Below are 15,104 nucleotides of genomic sequence, written 5' to 3' on the forward strand. Positions count from 1 at the left end.
TTGCGCTTACAACGCCGACACGACTTTACCGATCGGCAGCTGGTTCACCTCGTACGACGTCATTTCATGCACCACCCCACCCGGCTCATTCACGAACCGGACCCGGCAGTAGTTAAGTCCCGCCGGTGTACTGGTAAACAGCCAGTTGCGCCCCACTTTTGACAGAATAAACAGGCCGTTATCGTCGCCCAGCGCCGTGAAATCGGCCGTGGGTGCCGACCGGCTGAAAGGCGGTACCCCAAACCGGCGCTGGAGCTGACAGGCGGTACTGGCTACGTCTTCGGTGCCGATGCCGATCTCGCTCACGCCCTGAAACAGGTCATTGATGGTCAGGTTCGGATCGTCGAGCGGCAGGTCCGTACGGGCAATAAACTCCAGCAGATTACCCGTGCCATCGTAGAAGTAGCAGGCTTTAGCGCGCCAGTCCGGCAAATCGGCGATGATGTTGTCCGGTCTGTCGGTATCCAGATAATCCAGATCGAAATAATACATGACCACATCGAGCGAGCTACGGGGTACGTTGATCGCCAGGTGGTACGGCGCTACGGGTCGATTGGTCAGGTGAAAGGTCAGTCGGGTCCAGCCGATCATCAGGGTCAGGTGGTCATACGAGCGCGACAGGACGGGCAGGCCCAGCCGACGAACGTAAAAGTGCCGGGTGGCGGTCAGATCGGTTGTGTACAGATCAAGATCAAGGAGTTTCATAAGGGAAGAGGCAGCCTGCGCGACAGCCTGTTTAGGAGTTGTTTACTATAGTAAAGATCAGCCTTTGGGCGCCAGCTATCAATGAGTTACCAGATGAAGCGCCGAAAACCACGGATGAAGTGAAGTCATCGCACCCACCCGTCGCGGTGTCCTCACCGGGACGCGTAGTCCGCGACCTGACCGGAGGGGTTTTCCGGCTGACGCATAGGTGTCCGTGGGGACACGGGCACGGGTGGCGGAAATAAAGAGGCCAGGAACCACCCGTAAGGGCAGCGCCTGGCCTGTTTCGTTGATCCGGTTATTTCTCGATCAGCACGTTGGTCTGAGCGTTGGTTTCGAAGGTATTGACCGTCATCAGGTCGGTGTTGGCCGATGCGCCGTAGCTCACGAAGACGCCGTAGCCACCGCTGCCGCTGATGCGGGTGTTGCGGATCGTCATGGCCGCTTTTGTGCCGTAGATGGCCACATTCGCCTTTTTACCCGACACAATGATGCCACTGCCGGCATTGGTTACTTCGGCGTTTTCGAGTACGTTTTTCGAATCCTGCGAGTAGCAGATGAGGCCCCGCCAGTACCCGGCCGTGCGCTCGGCACCCGTCAGCACGACTTTCTCAGTAGCCGTTCCTTTGGCACTCAGGTACCCACTGCTGTTGACCCGAATAACGGCGTCGCGGTTCATTTCCATCGTAACCCCCGGACTCAGCCGGAAGCCCGTATTGATCGTGAACTCCCCATTGATGCGGTAAGGCGTTTTGTCGGCGAAGGCCATCCAGGTTACCTCGTTGGTGCCGTTGACCGAGGAGGGCGTGACCTCGACTACGTTTCGGCCGTTCCCCCCCGTGAAGGTCGAGGCCGCATCCAGCTTCCGCACGTTTTCCGCATCCAGCAGCATACCTGCTTCGGTATGGCTGGTAAACGTATTCTTCTCGAACTCGCGCAGGATACCGCCGTCGTAGACGTAAACCCCATAGCCGTCGTTCTGGGTAAACAGGCTGTTTTTCAACGCTATCTGGGCCCGGCTGCCGCCCGACAGGAACAGGGCCGCTTTGGTGGTGCTGTAGATAGGCCGGCTTCCCGCATGCATCACCTCTACGTATTCCATCAGGTTGGCGTTGCTGCCCGAATAGAGCGCTATACCCAGCCAGTAACCTTTGATTTTCTGCACCCCAACAAACCTGATTTTTCGCTCGGGCTCGCCTTTGGCGATGAGCAGGCCGCCGTTGTCATTCACGTTCAGACGTACGTCGCGTTCGAAGGCGATAACCACGCCGGGGTTGATGGTCAGTTCATGGCTGACATCGACGGATTTGGTCACAATATAGTCGGGCAGGTCGGGGTTGACGATCCGGTCGACCAGCACGGTTTTGACCGTGATGTTGGCGCTGATGGCGATTGGCTCGGCCACCGAAGCCGCCACGATTACCTTGTCGGTGCTTTTGCCGTTGGCGCTCGTAACGGTCAGCTCCAGCTCGTACTCCCCTACCTCGTCGGGTCTGAAAGTCGGTTTGGCGGTGGCGGGGCTGCTCAGCGCTGCGCTGCTTTTGGCGGGTCGACGGATCAGGGTCCACTGGTAGGTCAGCGGCTTGCCATCGCTGTCGAGCGAACCGGCGCCATCGAGGGTAACGAGCTGCCCAACCTGCACCGACTGGTCGGGCCCGGCGTTGGCCACGACCGAGCCGCCTGGCGTTACTTCGGTATCTTTCTTACAGCCTGTCATCAGAAACAGACTGGCTATCAGGGCGATAAATACGAATCTCGATGCGTACGAGACAGCAAGCGAGGCAACAGGAACGGGAATGTTCAGGGCGATGTATTGACTGGTTTTCATAAAAAAGAGGGGTGATTTGTGTTTACCTGCCCAAAAGTATCCGGCCCCGTTGGGCTCCGAAACCAGCAGTCGGCTGAAACGGAAAAAGCCGCTGGTGAAGCGGCTTTTTCGGCAAACGTTAGCGGGCAGGCGGTCCTAAGGCGTAGCGCCAACCAGCGGCAGCGTCACCACAAACTGCCCTTCATCTTCGCGGATGGTTGGCTCGGGCAGGTTCAGCATCTGGTACTTCGACCAGATGTTCGACAGGCCGACGCCGGTCGACGCCACCCGTACAGTCTTACGCTGTACGTTATTCCGCACCTGTAGCTGCGCCTGCGCATCGGTTTGTATGTTGATTATCAGCGGCTGATCGGGCAAAACGACGTTGTGTTTAACCGCGTTTTCGACCAGCAGTTGCAGCGTCAGGGGAGGCAGCCGGTAGGTCTGGTAGCGCGCATCGACGTTTACGTTCATGGTCAGGCCCGAGCCGTGGCGGGTTTTGAGCAGATGGTAGTACGACTGAATGAAGGCCAGTTCAGAGTCGAGTTCGGTTAGGTGCTGGTCGTTCGAGCGCAGCAGGTAGCGATAGACCGTGCTCAGCTCGTCGAGGAAAACGCGGGCCTGCTTCGGGTCCTCTTCGATGAGCGAGTCGAGTACGTTCAGGCTGTTGAACAGAAAGTGGGGATTGACCTGCTGCTTGAGCGCATCGAGCTGGCTTTGCAGATTGGCGGTCCGGAGCTTTTCTTTCTCGACCTCGGCCTGCTTGAGCCGTTTCTGGTACTGCGACGAATCCCGGGCAAAGAACAGCGTTTCGTAAATGGCCTGAAAGAAAATGAAGTTCGTGGTGGCCTGCACAAAGTCGAACCCGTACAGATTCAGCGCAATGGTCATTTTGTTGACCGTTATGCTGGCCATCTGCCCCGAATCCCGGAAGTTGTCCAGGTTACCATGCAGCGCCAGGTACCGTAGCGCACTGGTTATCCAGGTAATAACGGTACTGGCTATACTACCGGCCAGAAACGTCAGGAGCAATCGCTTGCCGGTGTCGTGTCTGGCAAAAAACCGCCGTCGGAAATAGATGATCAGCGCCCGGATCACATGCCAGGTAACGGTAATCGACACGAGGCTGATCAGCATACGGAGCAGGACAAAGCCCGTCAGCGGTTGCTCGTGGAAGCCGTTGCCCAGTACGCTCATCAGAAACAGCAGCGTAATGCCGATCACACGCAGCCATTTATCGTTAACAGTATCCAAGGGGTTAAGGCTTTAAGTCAGGCAGGTTAAATATACGACTCCCCTGGTCAGGTACTCAACTATACTTCATAATCGGTCACTACGCCCAGCCGTGGTGTACTCCCTCCGGCCCGCTGGCAGGTTGAAGAAACCGAACCGATTCGGAGTCAGTTCTTTACGACAAATCCTTCAGCCAGGCGCGGGCCATGTCGCGGGCCGCCATCACCGGCTCGCGACCGATCCGGTAGAGCAGTTTCCAGTCGTCGGACTGCTGGCGGTAGTCGGCCCGGACAAATTCCAGCTTATCGCCCTGTCGACTGACCTTCGCATCGAAATCTACCGACTCGGCCAGGGCGACGAATGCCGCCAGCCGTTTTTTGAGGAGCGGGTTGGGATTGGCGTTGGCCTGGTACTGCGCCAGACGGCTGCGGTAATCGGCGGCTTTGGCTTTGCTGTCGGCCAGGCGCGTTTCTTCGTTGTCCAGCCCGTGGCTCATCTGGCGGGCCATGTACCGGTTCAGGAAAGCCATGTACTGCGTTTTGAACTCGGCCGGTTTGGTAGTTGCCAGCGGCTGTAGCTGCCGCAAGACCATCAGGTCGCGGGTCAGGGCGGCTTTGGCGGGTGCATCGGCGTCGGCAATCTGCTGCTGCAGCTGGGTCATCTGTTGCTGAAGCATCATGGCCAGCGTAGCCGGTGGCATCTGCGCAAAGGCCGCGTTGGTCTGCCCTACCTGCTGGTCGGCCAGGGCGCGAACATTGGCCATGGAGGTCTGTCCCGTCTGGCGGGCGTCGGCGGTCTGCTGATCGCTGACCTGGTACTGCTCCTGTAGCCAGCGATCGTAGCGGCTCCGGAACCCGGCCGATTGAACATAGGTCCGAACTACAGCCCCCATGGCCCGAACCGCCGAGGTACGGGCACTGACCGACAGCCGTTTGCCAACCTGGCGGGCTTCGTAAGGCAGATCGACCGACGCGGCTTCGGTCGTTAGCTGATAAAATGTTTGATCGTGTACCGCTTCGGTGGTCAGTTTCAGCTCGGTCAGTACGTCAGCGGGGCGGGCCGCCAGCCAGAGCGTAGCGCCAGCCAGCAGCAGCAGGGTCGCATTGCGGGGTGTCATGGGTAGATGTTGTTTGGGTTGCTGCAAAAGTGGGCGGTGGCGGGCGCTGGCCCAATACCCGACCTGCCGAAACGGAAAAAGCCCGCCATGAACCGAATCATAGCGGGTTTGAACAGACGCAACTCGTTTACTTCTTCGCCAGCTGCAGTTCCGCGGTTTTCCGGGCGATATCGTTCTGGATTTTGGGCACCGTTTTCAGGTACTCGTAAATGGCGCCGACTTCCCGGTCCGACAGCATCGGTTTGGGCTCCATCGGGTATCTGATTACGCTCCCGTCGGGACGAACCCCGGCTTTTACCATCCGGATAAACTGCTCTTTGGTATATCGGGCCACGGCGCCGGTTTTCTGATCGGCCGTCAGGTTGGCCGTGATAATCGGCTGTCCTCCGTCGCCGGTCATCTCGATACCGCCCCCATAATACCCCTTGGTTTTTTCGGGATGTACTTTATCCTGGTCGATCAGATCGCCCGAATGGCAGGCGTAACAGTCGCCGATGGCATCGGCCGTGTAGCGACCCAGCGCAATGGGGTTGGTACTGTCGGGGAAAGCGATCAGCTGCTGCGGATACGGCAGCGGTTTCATCAGCGTATGGGTCAGCAGTTTCGAGACAAAGCTCAGTTCGGAAGGGGGCGCTTCCCGGCTCGACGGCTGCACCGGGAACCGGTCTGAGCGCAGCCAGGCCACCACCGCTTTCAGGTCTTCGTCGGCCATGTTGGGGTACTGCGGCATAATGGGCGCAAAGGAACCGTCGCGCCGAACGCCCGTCCGCAGGAAGTAGAGGATCTCACCGTCGGTCCAGCTACCGATACCTTTCTGTTTGTCCTGGGTAATATTTTTGGTGTAGATTTTTCCGAACATAGCCGGTACATCGGCCATGTGTTTACCCGTGAGCCGGTTGTCGCGGTCGGCATGGCAGGCCGCGCACTGAATCTGGGCTATGACTTCGCCCCGGGCAATGCGCGCTGGCGTACGTTCGACGGATAGCTCCGGAATCGTTGGCGGATCGTAGGTAGGTACCCCCGACAGGGCCACGTAGGCGCAGAAGCCAGCTACCATCAGCAGCAGCCCACCCAGGAACAGACCGGTTAGTTTGAGCAGTTTTTTCATGATTTTCGGGTGAAAGAGGATCGTTGGCCTAGACAGAAACTAGTAACTAACCAGCGTAGCCGATGCGGCCGGGGTCCCGGTCAGCGCCTGGATATACTGCCCGGCCAGCTGGTTAGGCTGGTAGGCGCTGAACTCGAGGCCCAGCGTATGCACGGCCTGGCGGTAGTGCCCATCGGCCAGCACCGTATGAACCGCCTTCTGAATCTGCGCCGAGCTGGGCGTTTCGGTCTTCAGATCGATTCCGACCTGGCAGTAGCCGATGCGGGCTGCGATTTCGTTTTTACCCTCGTGAACCCCGGCCGCCACGACCGGCAGCTGGTGTTGCAGAGCCAGCATAACGCCCCCGTAGCCTCCGTTGGTCACGTACACATGCGCATAGGGCATGACGGCGTTGAAATCGATAAAATCGTCGATGATGAGGTTGTCCTGCGGAAATCGCCGGCGGAGTTCGTCGGTCTGCGAGCCGCCCGTTGTGGCAATGACCAGCGTTAACGGATCGTTCTTAAAGGCCTCCAGCGCCGGAACGAGGATTTTCTCTACGTTTCGTTCTACGGTGCCCTGCGTTACCAGCACAACCCGTTTGTAGCTCAGCGCTTTGGCGGCATACTCGAACGGCTGTTTCCGGCCCGAGTTGTAAGGCAGCAGCGGCCCCACGAACCGAACGTTCGGGCTGATGCGTTTGCGCGGAAACTCGAAGCCCGGCACCCCGCTCTGCAGGTACAGATCGGCCGACCGAACCATGGTGTCGAACATGAAGCCCGGCACCGGCTGCAAGCCGTACTGCTGGCGAAGCTCGTTGTGCAGGTCGTTGCAGGGCTTGAACAGAATCCGTTGTACAACAAACCGCGACAGGCTCTGCAGCCAGCGCCCCACCATCCCCTTGGCGGGTAGCTTGCCCATACCCGAAGGCGGCACCAGCTCGTCCGATTCGGCCAGCGGCACCACCCCAACGGCAACGGCTTTGACCGGCAACAGCTCCTGCAGGAACGACCCAGCCATAAAGGCCACGTCATGAACGATCAGGTCGAACGGCCAGCGGGCGTGAATCTCGCGCAGGTCGTCGATAAACTCCGGTACGCGCAGCAGAAACACCTGGCTGATGTCGAAGCGCAGGCGGGCTACGGTGCCTTTGATGGCCGACCGTTCGGGAAACAGGGCTTCGAGGTTCTCCTGATTGACGGTTTTGGCCCGAACAGGTTGGTAGTGGTGCAGGCCCAGTTTCTTTACCTTGTCGCCGTAGTGTCCGCCTACGTACCAGCGGACGTCGTAGCCCAGTTCGCGAAGGTGAACGGCAAGGCCCGTCAGGGGGCTGAAATGGCCATCCATCGGCATGGTGGCAAAGAGGATGCGTGGGGGTGTTGTCATGAGTAGTCGTTGTTTGGTGGAACAAAGTTGTCCAACGCCCCCCCTGCGCTCAACCCCTTCCCCGATGAACAGGAAAAAGCGGCCAGTCAACCGTTATTTTCAGCGGCTTATACCAGTGCCAGTAATTTCTAATCGTTTTCTAACCATCTCCTAATTTCCCTCTTACGCTTGTTACGCACCTTTGCTCCACAACAAAACAGGTAAGGCTAAAAGAAAAGTGTAGGACCATCAGTGTGAACTGATATTGGGGTGTTAACGGAAACAGCCAGGCTTCTAGCCCGGCTGTTTTTATATACATCCTGCTGATTTTTAAAAGACTACCAGCTACTTCGGAGCAACGTAGCTAATGGGCACGATACCGGCCGCACGCGCTACCCCGATATCGACCAGCGCATAGCCCGTTTCTTCATTCTCGATCGAATCCTGGTGGTTGACAAACGTACGGTTGCCGGCTTCGACAGCCGCCACGAACGACTTCATGGCCAGCTGCGCACCCAGCGTGGCCTGGCCGTTCAGCAGGGTTTTATAAAGCGCATTGTTCTGGATGGCGGTTCGGCGGGTGTCGGCCCCCAGGAGCGTTGTTTCCAGATACGCCTGCTGTTCACCGTCATCGTCGAGGTCGAAGCCGAGAAACATGTGCCCCGGCACCACCACCAGCGTAGGGTTCAGCCCCACCCGGCGCAGCACCGACGCCAGCAGCACACAGCCGTCGGCACAGTTGGCCTGGGTATACTGCGCCATGTCGTCGATGAGCCGAACCGGCTGCGAGGCAACCCCTTTCTGCACCGGAACGACCGCCGGACTGCTGCTGTACCGAATACCCCGCTCCTGCAACACCCGCCAGATAGCCGCCACCTGCCGGTAAACGGCGCTCGGTCCGGCCTGGTAGCCAACAAATGCATCGACGTATTTTTTACGCAGAGCTTCCTGGAGGAGTTCCTGAATCCAGGGGTGGTCTTCGTTCACATAAGCCGCAAACATGAAGTCGATAGCCAGCTCGTCGTCATCGCCGACCACCGCAAACGGACAGTCGTTGATGGACCGGACGCGGAGCCGTTCGGTACGGGGCGGCTGGGGCTGGTCGTTGATGGTTACATGGTAGGTAACATAGGTCGTTGTAGCCTGCCGCAGCGCGGCCAGCCGGTTGGGGCTGAACGGGATCAGGGGCGTTATCAGATACTCCTGGCCCGCTTCGGGAGCCGTAACCTCCAGCACCACGGGCGCAAACAGGTTCAGGGCATCGTCGGAGCGGAGTTCCAGCCGCACCTTCGTGTTGGGCTGGTTCGTGGTCAGGGTAATGCCCATAAACCCGTTCGGATCGCCCAGCGAGTAGGCCCGTTTGTCTTCATCAGGAACCAGGTTCGCCACCGCTATGGCATAGGATGGGTACAGGTCGCCGAGTTCGTGATACGGTTTCCAGGATTGAGCCAGCGCGGGCCACGAAGCCAGCAGGGCCATGAACAGAGGAAATAGGCGGAGCATGATAACAGGTTGAGTAGAGACCAGACGTTATTCGTAAACTATACCGGCCTCGGCCCGAACGCTGTCCAGCAGGCTCATCAGGTTCAGGCTGTCGGTCAGCGACCAGAGGGGGCTTTCGGTACGGCCGTCGCGCAGACACTGCATCACGTGCTGGGCTTCGTACTCGTAGCCGAAGGTCGAACGGGCAGCTGTAAACGTTTCGGGTTCGTGTCCGTTCCGCACCAGCGTAAGCCCCTCGGTTTCGTGCCAGCGGCCGTGTACGCGAATCTGCCCCTCGGTACCGTGGATGAATGCTTCGCAGGGCGTTTTTGTACGCAGGGTGCTATCCAGCAGGGCCAGTTCGCCGTTGGGATAGGTCAGCACCATGCCGCATTGTTCGTCAACGCCCGTTGTTCCGAACGTTGCCGAGGCTTTGATCGAAGCCGGCATACCCAGCATCAGGTACGACCAGAACAGCGGATAAATACCGATATCGAGCAGCGAGCCGCCCCCCAGTGCCTTGTTGTATAGCCGGCCGTCGGGCGTAAACGGAGCCGCAAAGCCGAAATCGGCCCGCACGCCCGTAACCGTTCCGATGGCGCCGTCGTCGACGAGCTGTTTGGCCCGCAGCAGGACCGGCATGAACCGGCTCCACAACGCTTCCATCAGAAAAACCGACTTCGACCGGGCCGTATCGACCATTGTCTGCACCTGCTGGCTGTTCATGGCGAATGGCTTCTCGCCCAGCACAGGGATGCCCCCGTTGAGCAGCATCATCACGTTTTCATAGTGTTTAACGTGGGGGGTAGCCACGTAAACCACGTCCAGATCGGGTAACGTCAGCAGGCCTTCGTAGCTATCGAGTGCATGCGGAGCGCCATACTGCCCGGCAAAGGCCTCGGCCCGCTGCTGATCGGTAGACGCTACGGCGTAGAGTTGTGCGTCGGGTACGGTTAGCAGGTCCTGCGCAAATTTGTGGGCGATGCGCCCGGGTCCCAGAATTCCCCAGCGGGTCATAACGAATAGGGTTAGTGCTGAATCTTCAGTCGATAGGTTTTACCGGCTGAATTTATCCTTTTTTCCTAAGTTGCGGCCTGTACCATTGGCTTCCGTTGTGAAAAAACGTCATTATCTGCTTCTCCTGCTTGTTTTCTTACTGAGCCCGATCCTGACCCTGGCCCAGATTGTGGAACAGCCCGACCCGCTTCGCCCCTCTACGCCCGACAGTACCCAGGCCACCGCCGATTCGGTTCAGACCGACAGCACACTGGCCAAAACGCCCGCTCCAGCCGCCCCCAAACCGGTTACCCGGATTGTCCGATATCGCCTGGCGGCCGACGGGACCCTCACGGCCGGCAACATCAACCGGGCGCTGGTGCAGCTGGCGGGCGCTGTCGATTATCAGCTGAGCAATCTGTTCAAACTATCGACCACCCCCTCGTTTGTATACGGGCGGCAGAACGGCATCCTGGCCGAGCGCGAATGGTTCGGCGATTTCCGGGCTACGTACCGACCCGAAAAACGCCTGTATTACCTGGCCTTCGGCTCCTACGAGCGCAGTAACCTGCGGCAGATCAGCCACCGCTGGACCATTGCGGGCGGGGCCGGCTACAAACTCGTTGACCGCAAACGGGCTTATCTGTCGGTTACCAACGTGGTGCTGCAGGAGTACACCAATTTTGTCGAGCTGGCCAACATCAACGTCATCCGGAATTCGACGCGGCTGTTTGGCGAATACACCTTCGGGAGCGACCGCTGGACCCTGACGCATACGGCTTTTTACCAGCCCGCCCTCAACCAGCGGAACGTTCGCTGGAATGCCAGCCTGAGCCTGTCCATCAAGCTGAATACCGTTATCAGTCTGCGCTCGTCGCTGGCCAATGCCTACGAGAGCGTCGTGGCCCCCGGCCGTCAGAACAACGACCTGCGCTTCACGGCCGGGCTCGTCTACGAACGAAAATAGGCGACCAATGGCCGCCTATCGTTACTGTTTTTCGGGGAAGGGGATGATTAGTTTCTCACCCCGGGTGGCTATGTCCTTGTCTTTTCGGTTGGCCCGCATGAGGGCTTCCTTGCTGACGCCGTATTTCTGCGCCACCACCCGCAGCACGTCGCCCGGCCCGACCGTATGGACGGCCATGACCTTCACGTTCAGTTTGGTCACGCCGGCCTTGATCTGCTGCTCCGTAACGCCCGGGTTCAGCTCTTTCAGGGTGTTGATCTTCATGTTGTAGCGGTTGGCCACCCCATAGAACGTCTCGCCCGACCCGACGGTATGCGTGTTGGTAACGCCCCCGGGTTTCACTTTAGGCTTCTCCACGACGGCCACTTCGGTCTTCGGCTTTTCTACCTTTTTCTCTTCCTTAGGCTTTTCGTCTTTCGGCTTCTCGTCCTTCGGTTTCTCGACTGGTTTTTCGGGCTTCGGCGCAGCGGCTGCCGGCTTCTCGTCGGCCGGAGCGGGTTTGCCGGCCGTGGTTTCGCGGTTGTCTTCGGCCACTTCTTCGGGCTGGGCACTGGCATCGGCCACCCCGGCAGGCGGCTCGGCCTGCGACAGATCGACCGGCGCGGGCTGCGACGAGGTATCGACTTCTTCGGGAGCCATCAGCATGTCCGGATCGGTCTGCGCCAGGGGCTGCTGCGAGGTCGTGTCCAGCGCCACATTGGTCAGCTCGTCGGAGCCGTCGGTATTGTCGACAAAATAATCGTAGCCTACGTACAGCAGAGCAGCAATCAGCCCCACCAGCACGACCAGAGTCAGCGCCGGCAAACTGTTACTGCCCGTAGGCCGGGGATTTTTGGGTTGTTCTTCCATAGCCTTGTTCGTTTTCACTTGGTTGCCAGCAGCTGCTGGCTCATTTCGGCCACTTTTGCTTTCAGCTCTTCTTTAAACCGGGCCAGGTTCTGCGCCACCGTCTCGTCGGCGGTACCGATGATCTGCGCAGCCAGAATACCGGCGTTGCGGGCCCCGTTGAGGGCCATTGTCGCTACCGGAACGCCCGCGGGCATCTGTAGAATCGACAGCACTGAGTCCCAGCCATCGATGGAGTTACTCGATTTGACCGGTACACCAATAACGGGCAGGGTAGTCAGCGACGCTACCATACCGGGCAGATGAGCGGCCCCGCCCGCCCCGGCTATGATCACGCGCAGCCCGCGATCCCGGGCGCTCTGGGCGTAGTCGACCATTTTTTCGGGCGTGCGATGTGCCGAAACGATGTCCATTTCGTAAGCAACGCCCAGGGTGTTCAGAATGTCGGCGGCCTCCTGCATCACGTTTCGATCGGAGAGGCTGCCCATGATAATACCTACCATTGGGGGTGGATAAAGTTGACTGTCTGCGAAATAACGCAGATTGCGGCACAGTATGACAGAAAGGCCCCTAATTTTTATCGGATTGCCTGTAGAGACGCGAGGGGTCGCCGTAACAACGGACCGGGCCCTACGATGTCAACACCGATATGGGCAGGGCGCGGAACAGGGTTTGCAGAGATAGCTCCGATACGGACTCGCCCGTCAGGCGGCTTGTCCAGCTAGAGGGGGCGTCGGCAGGCAGGGTGATGCGGGTGTCCTGCCAGTCGAGCAGCCGGGCATCGGGCTGCTGCTGTTGCCGAACCAGCTGGGCTACGTGCAGCGGCACGACAACCACGCACCAGTCGGTATCCAGCTGCCGCGCAAAGGCCAGCACGTGGTCACTATACGTACCCGCTACGGGTAACGGCAGATAGGCACCCTCGGCAAACAGCGTTTCGTGCTCACGCCGGAGATGCAGCAGCGTCCGGAGCAGCGCCAGCTTGATACGACTGTCGAACCGGTTGGCCCAGAGGTCGGCCCAGTCGGCGGAGCTGGGTTCGCCAAGCGCGTCGAGGAACCTCAGTCGACGGTCAAAATCGATGGGTCGGCGGTTGTCGGGATCGACCAGGCTCAAATCCCAGTTTTCGGCCCCCTGGTACACATCGGGCACCCCGGGACAGGTACATTTCAGCGTAGTTTGTACCAGGGAGTTGAGCACCCCCAGGTCGGCCACGCGCCGGTGAAACGGCTCGAACCGCTGCCAGAACTCGCTCTGCTGATCGAACATCCGGTCAATAAACCGCCGGATTCCCTCGTGGTAAGTCTCCTCAACCGTCCAGCCCGTCGTATGGCGTTTGGCTTCCTGAAGCGCTTTTTCCATGTACAGCCCGAAGCGGTTCCGGAAGTCGTCGTCGTGCTGACCGGGCATGGGATAGCCGCCAATCATGTTTTGCAGCATAAAGTACGCATCGTTCGCATCGGGCACACCGGCATACGCATCGGCGCTGGAGTTTGTTTCGGCCAGTATCGCCAGCCACTGCTGCACCTCGGTCAGCCATTCGTCCGACAGATCGGTCAGCACGTTGAGCCGGGCCCGCACGTCCTCGCCCCGTTTGGTATCGTGGGTCGTGGTCGTATTCATGGCCAGTGGCCAGTGCTGCTGCCGGTGCTGCATGAGCTGGTGGAAGGCGTCGGGCCGCATACCGTGCCGCTCGGGCGCGTCGCCCACTTCGTTATGACCCACGAAAGCGTTGTAGGTATAGAGCAGCGTATCCTCAACGCCCTTGGCCATGAGCGGACTCGAAAACTGCATCAGCCGCTGGTAGAACCGCCGGGCGCGCCCGTTATAATCCGCATCGGCCGTTTGGGGGCGGGTCAGCAGAACGTCGTCGAGCAGCGCAGCCGCGTCGGTCAGTTCGGGTCGTTTCTCGAGCGTTTCGGCCAGAATAGCGCGCAGGGCGTTGGCTTCGTCGGTCGGCAGGGGCAACTGGTTGCCGTAGTACCGGTAAACGGGACAGCGTACCAGCACCTCCCCGATGGTTTGTTTCAGCTGGCCCTCGCGCAGCTGAGCCAGGGCAGCTTCGTCAGCCAGATTCAGCGACCGGAAATAATGGTACAGATTATCGAGTTCTCCGCCCATGTACTGCGCCAGAAAAAACGCCTTGCGGTCCCGAACCTGATCGTGTACCGACGTTTCGTTGCCGACCAGCTGCCGGTAGAACGCCCGGAAAGCCGGTTCGCTGCGGGTGTCGGTCAGGAGGTTGTTGACCATAGCCAGAAACTCGTAGCCCGATGCCCCTTCGATGGGCCAGTGGTGGGGCATGTCTTCGTCGGCCTGCAAGATTTTCTCGACGATCAGGTACGTGTCAGGCCCCATTCGTTCCCGCAGCCGGTCGAGGTATTGCGTCGGGTCATAAAGACCATCGACATGGTCGACCCGCAACCCCTGAAACAGGCCCTCGTCGACCAGTCGCTTGGTGAGCGCATGGTACGCATCAAAGACAGCCTGGTCGCGCATGTTAAGGCAGATCAGCCCGTTTACGGTGAAAAACCGCCGGTAGTTCATCTCCCGTCGCGTTTCCGGTTCGGTCCGGAACTGATAATACTGGCTGGTGGCCAGGTCGGTCATCAACTCCGAGGATTCGTTGATCTGATCGATAGCTGATTGTATATAGGTCGCCGTAGCTTCATTTTTCATCAGCGCCACCAGCTGCTGCCGGAACTCATCCCAGGCCACCGCGTAGGCTTCCGGTTCGTCGTTATGTTTCAGCTGATCGATCAGGTCGAGCAACTGCTGGAGGGCCGTATTGGGCTCACCCGCCCCGGCTCGTATAACTTTCGCATAGCCCCCCGGATTGAGTGGCAGCGTGTTGCCCTGCACCTGAAGCACCAGCCGATCGTCGACATAGGCCAGCGTCAGCGCCCCGTCGGCAATGCTCTGATCGAGCGGGCCGGGCAGAAAAGGTGCTTCGATACGACCCCGAAAGAACGAGCTGCTCAGCGATGTTTCGAAAAAGCGGGCGTAGCGCGACATACCGCCTTTCTCCAGCATGTCCATCAGCCATTCGTTGGTCGGATGGTAGGCCATGTGGTTAGGCACGATATCCTGAAACCAGCCCATGCCGGCCGCCCGAAGCCGCTCGCTAATAGCGCGCAACTCGGCTTCCGTACCTATTTCGGGATTGATGCGGGTGGGGTCTACGGCATCGTACCCGTGCGAACTCTGCGGAGTCGATACGTAGATCGGCGACCCGTATATGGTTTTGATACCCAGGGCTTCGAGATAGGGCAAAAGGCGGTCGAGCTTGCTGAGCGTGAAGGTGCTGTTGAACTGAAAGCGGTACGTAGAGACCGGGTTATACATAATGTTGAGTCTGTTAAACAACCGTTGAGGAGGGAGCCAACGAACCGGAGCCCCTTACCCTACAACACGCAGCCCCGGACTTGTGTTGGATTTTAGCGTTGCCCGGCGCGAATCTGTCCCGCACAATAATATACCCGTGTTCATTCGGGGCTAC

General features: G+C 59.1%; 12 protein-coding genes. 1 reads left to right on the forward strand and 11 read right to left on the reverse strand.

The window, feature by feature from the left end:
* Window positions 1-6 precede the first annotated feature (6 nt).
* From B1C80_RS26675 to B1C80_RS26710, 8 genes are all read right to left on the reverse strand, one after another.
* Complete coding sequence (locus tag B1C80_RS26675; RefSeq protein ID WP_077924258.1) at window positions 7-705, reverse strand: VOC family protein; 699 nt, start codon at window positions 703-705, stop codon at window positions 7-9.
* Between the two features lie 298 nt (window positions 706-1,003).
* On the reverse strand, window positions 1,004-2,533 hold the full coding sequence (locus tag B1C80_RS26680; RefSeq protein ID WP_236648940.1) for a PKD domain-containing protein: 1,530 nt from the start codon (window positions 2,531-2,533) through the stop codon (window positions 1,004-1,006).
* Window positions 2,534-2,668: 135 nt separating this feature from the next.
* Window positions 2,669-3,766, reverse strand: a complete 1,098-nt coding sequence (locus tag B1C80_RS26685) for a sensor histidine kinase (protein ID WP_236648941.1) — start codon at window positions 3,764-3,766, stop codon at window positions 2,669-2,671.
* A gap of 154 nt (window positions 3,767-3,920) precedes the next feature.
* Entirely contained in the window at window positions 3,921-4,862 is a 942-nt protein-coding gene (locus B1C80_RS26690; protein ID WP_077924259.1) for a hypothetical protein, read from the reverse strand.
* A gap of 127 nt (window positions 4,863-4,989) precedes the next feature.
* Window positions 4,990-5,970, reverse strand: a complete 981-nt coding sequence (locus tag B1C80_RS26695; protein ID WP_077924260.1) for a cytochrome c — start codon at window positions 5,968-5,970, stop codon at window positions 4,990-4,992.
* 39 nt (window positions 5,971-6,009) lie between these two features.
* A complete protein-coding gene (locus B1C80_RS26700) occupies window positions 6,010-7,335 on the reverse strand; it encodes a glycosyltransferase (protein ID WP_077924261.1) in 1,326 nt (441 codons plus the stop codon).
* Window positions 7,336-7,659: 324 nt separating this feature from the next.
* Entirely contained in the window at window positions 7,660-8,817 is a 1,158-nt protein-coding gene (locus B1C80_RS26705) for a hypothetical protein (protein WP_077924262.1), read from the reverse strand.
* Window positions 8,818-8,844: 27 nt separating this feature from the next.
* On the reverse strand, window positions 8,845-9,813 hold the full coding sequence (locus tag B1C80_RS26710) for a Gfo/Idh/MocA family protein (protein WP_077924263.1): 969 nt from the start codon (window positions 9,811-9,813) through the stop codon (window positions 8,845-8,847).
* 97 nt (window positions 9,814-9,910) lie between these two features.
* Between B1C80_RS26710 and B1C80_RS26715 the strand changes: the two genes are divergently transcribed.
* Window positions 9,911-10,759, forward strand: a complete 849-nt coding sequence (locus B1C80_RS26715) for a DUF481 domain-containing protein (RefSeq protein WP_236648942.1) — start codon at window positions 9,911-9,913, stop codon at window positions 10,757-10,759.
* Between the two features lie 21 nt (window positions 10,760-10,780).
* Here B1C80_RS26715 and B1C80_RS26720 read toward each other — a convergent pair whose 3' ends face one another.
* From B1C80_RS26720 to treY, 3 genes are all read right to left on the reverse strand, one after another.
* Window positions 10,781-11,608 (reverse strand): LysM peptidoglycan-binding domain-containing protein, encoded by an 828-nt coding sequence (locus tag B1C80_RS26720; protein WP_077924264.1) that lies wholly within the window; start codon window positions 11,606-11,608, stop codon window positions 10,781-10,783.
* A gap of 14 nt (window positions 11,609-11,622) precedes the next feature.
* Window positions 11,623-12,108 (reverse strand): 5-(carboxyamino)imidazole ribonucleotide mutase, encoded by a 486-nt coding sequence (gene purE / locus B1C80_RS26725; RefSeq protein ID WP_077924265.1) that lies wholly within the window; start codon window positions 12,106-12,108, stop codon window positions 11,623-11,625.
* A 127-nt stretch (window positions 12,109-12,235) separates the two neighbouring features.
* Window positions 12,236-14,950: a malto-oligosyltrehalose synthase gene (gene treY / locus B1C80_RS26730; RefSeq protein WP_077924266.1), complete on the reverse strand. Its 2,715-nt coding sequence runs from the start codon at window positions 14,948-14,950 to the stop codon at window positions 12,236-12,238.
* Window positions 14,951-15,104 lie beyond the last annotated feature (154 nt).

Source organism: Spirosoma sp. 209 (assembly GCF_002006735.1).
GTDB lineage: Bacteria > Bacteroidota > Bacteroidia > Cytophagales > Spirosomataceae > Spirosoma > Spirosoma sordidisoli.

Coding starts and splice junctions, on each gene's coding strand:
- B1C80_RS26675 (WP_077924258.1), bottom strand. CDS start 705: ATGAAACTCCTTGATCTTGATCTGTACACAACCGATCTGACCGCCACC.
- B1C80_RS26680 (WP_236648940.1), bottom strand. CDS start 2,533: ATGAAAACCAGTCAATACATCGCCCTGAACATTCCCGTTCCTGTTGCC.
- B1C80_RS26690 (WP_077924259.1), bottom strand. CDS start 4,862: ATGACACCCCGCAATGCGACCCTGCTGCTGCTGGCTGGCGCTACGCTC.
- B1C80_RS26695 (WP_077924260.1), bottom strand. CDS start 5,970: ATGAAAAAACTGCTCAAACTAACCGGTCTGTTCCTGGGTGGGCTGCTG.
- B1C80_RS26700 (WP_077924261.1), bottom strand. CDS start 7,335: ATGACAACACCCCCACGCATCCTCTTTGCCACCATGCCGATGGATGGC.
- B1C80_RS26705 (WP_077924262.1), bottom strand. CDS start 8,817: ATGCTCCGCCTATTTCCTCTGTTCATGGCCCTGCTGGCTTCGTGGCCC.
- B1C80_RS26710 (WP_077924263.1), bottom strand. CDS start 9,813: ATGACCCGCTGGGGAATTCTGGGACCCGGGCGCATCGCCCACAAATTT.
- B1C80_RS26720 (WP_077924264.1), bottom strand. CDS start 11,608: ATGGAAGAACAACCCAAAAATCCCCGGCCTACGGGCAGTAACAGTTTG.
- purE (WP_077924265.1), bottom strand. CDS start 12,108: ATGGTAGGTATTATCATGGGCAGCCTCTCCGATCGAAACGTGATGCAG.
- treY (WP_077924266.1), bottom strand. CDS start 14,950: ATGTATAACCCGGTCTCTACGTACCGCTTTCAGTTCAACAGCACCTTC.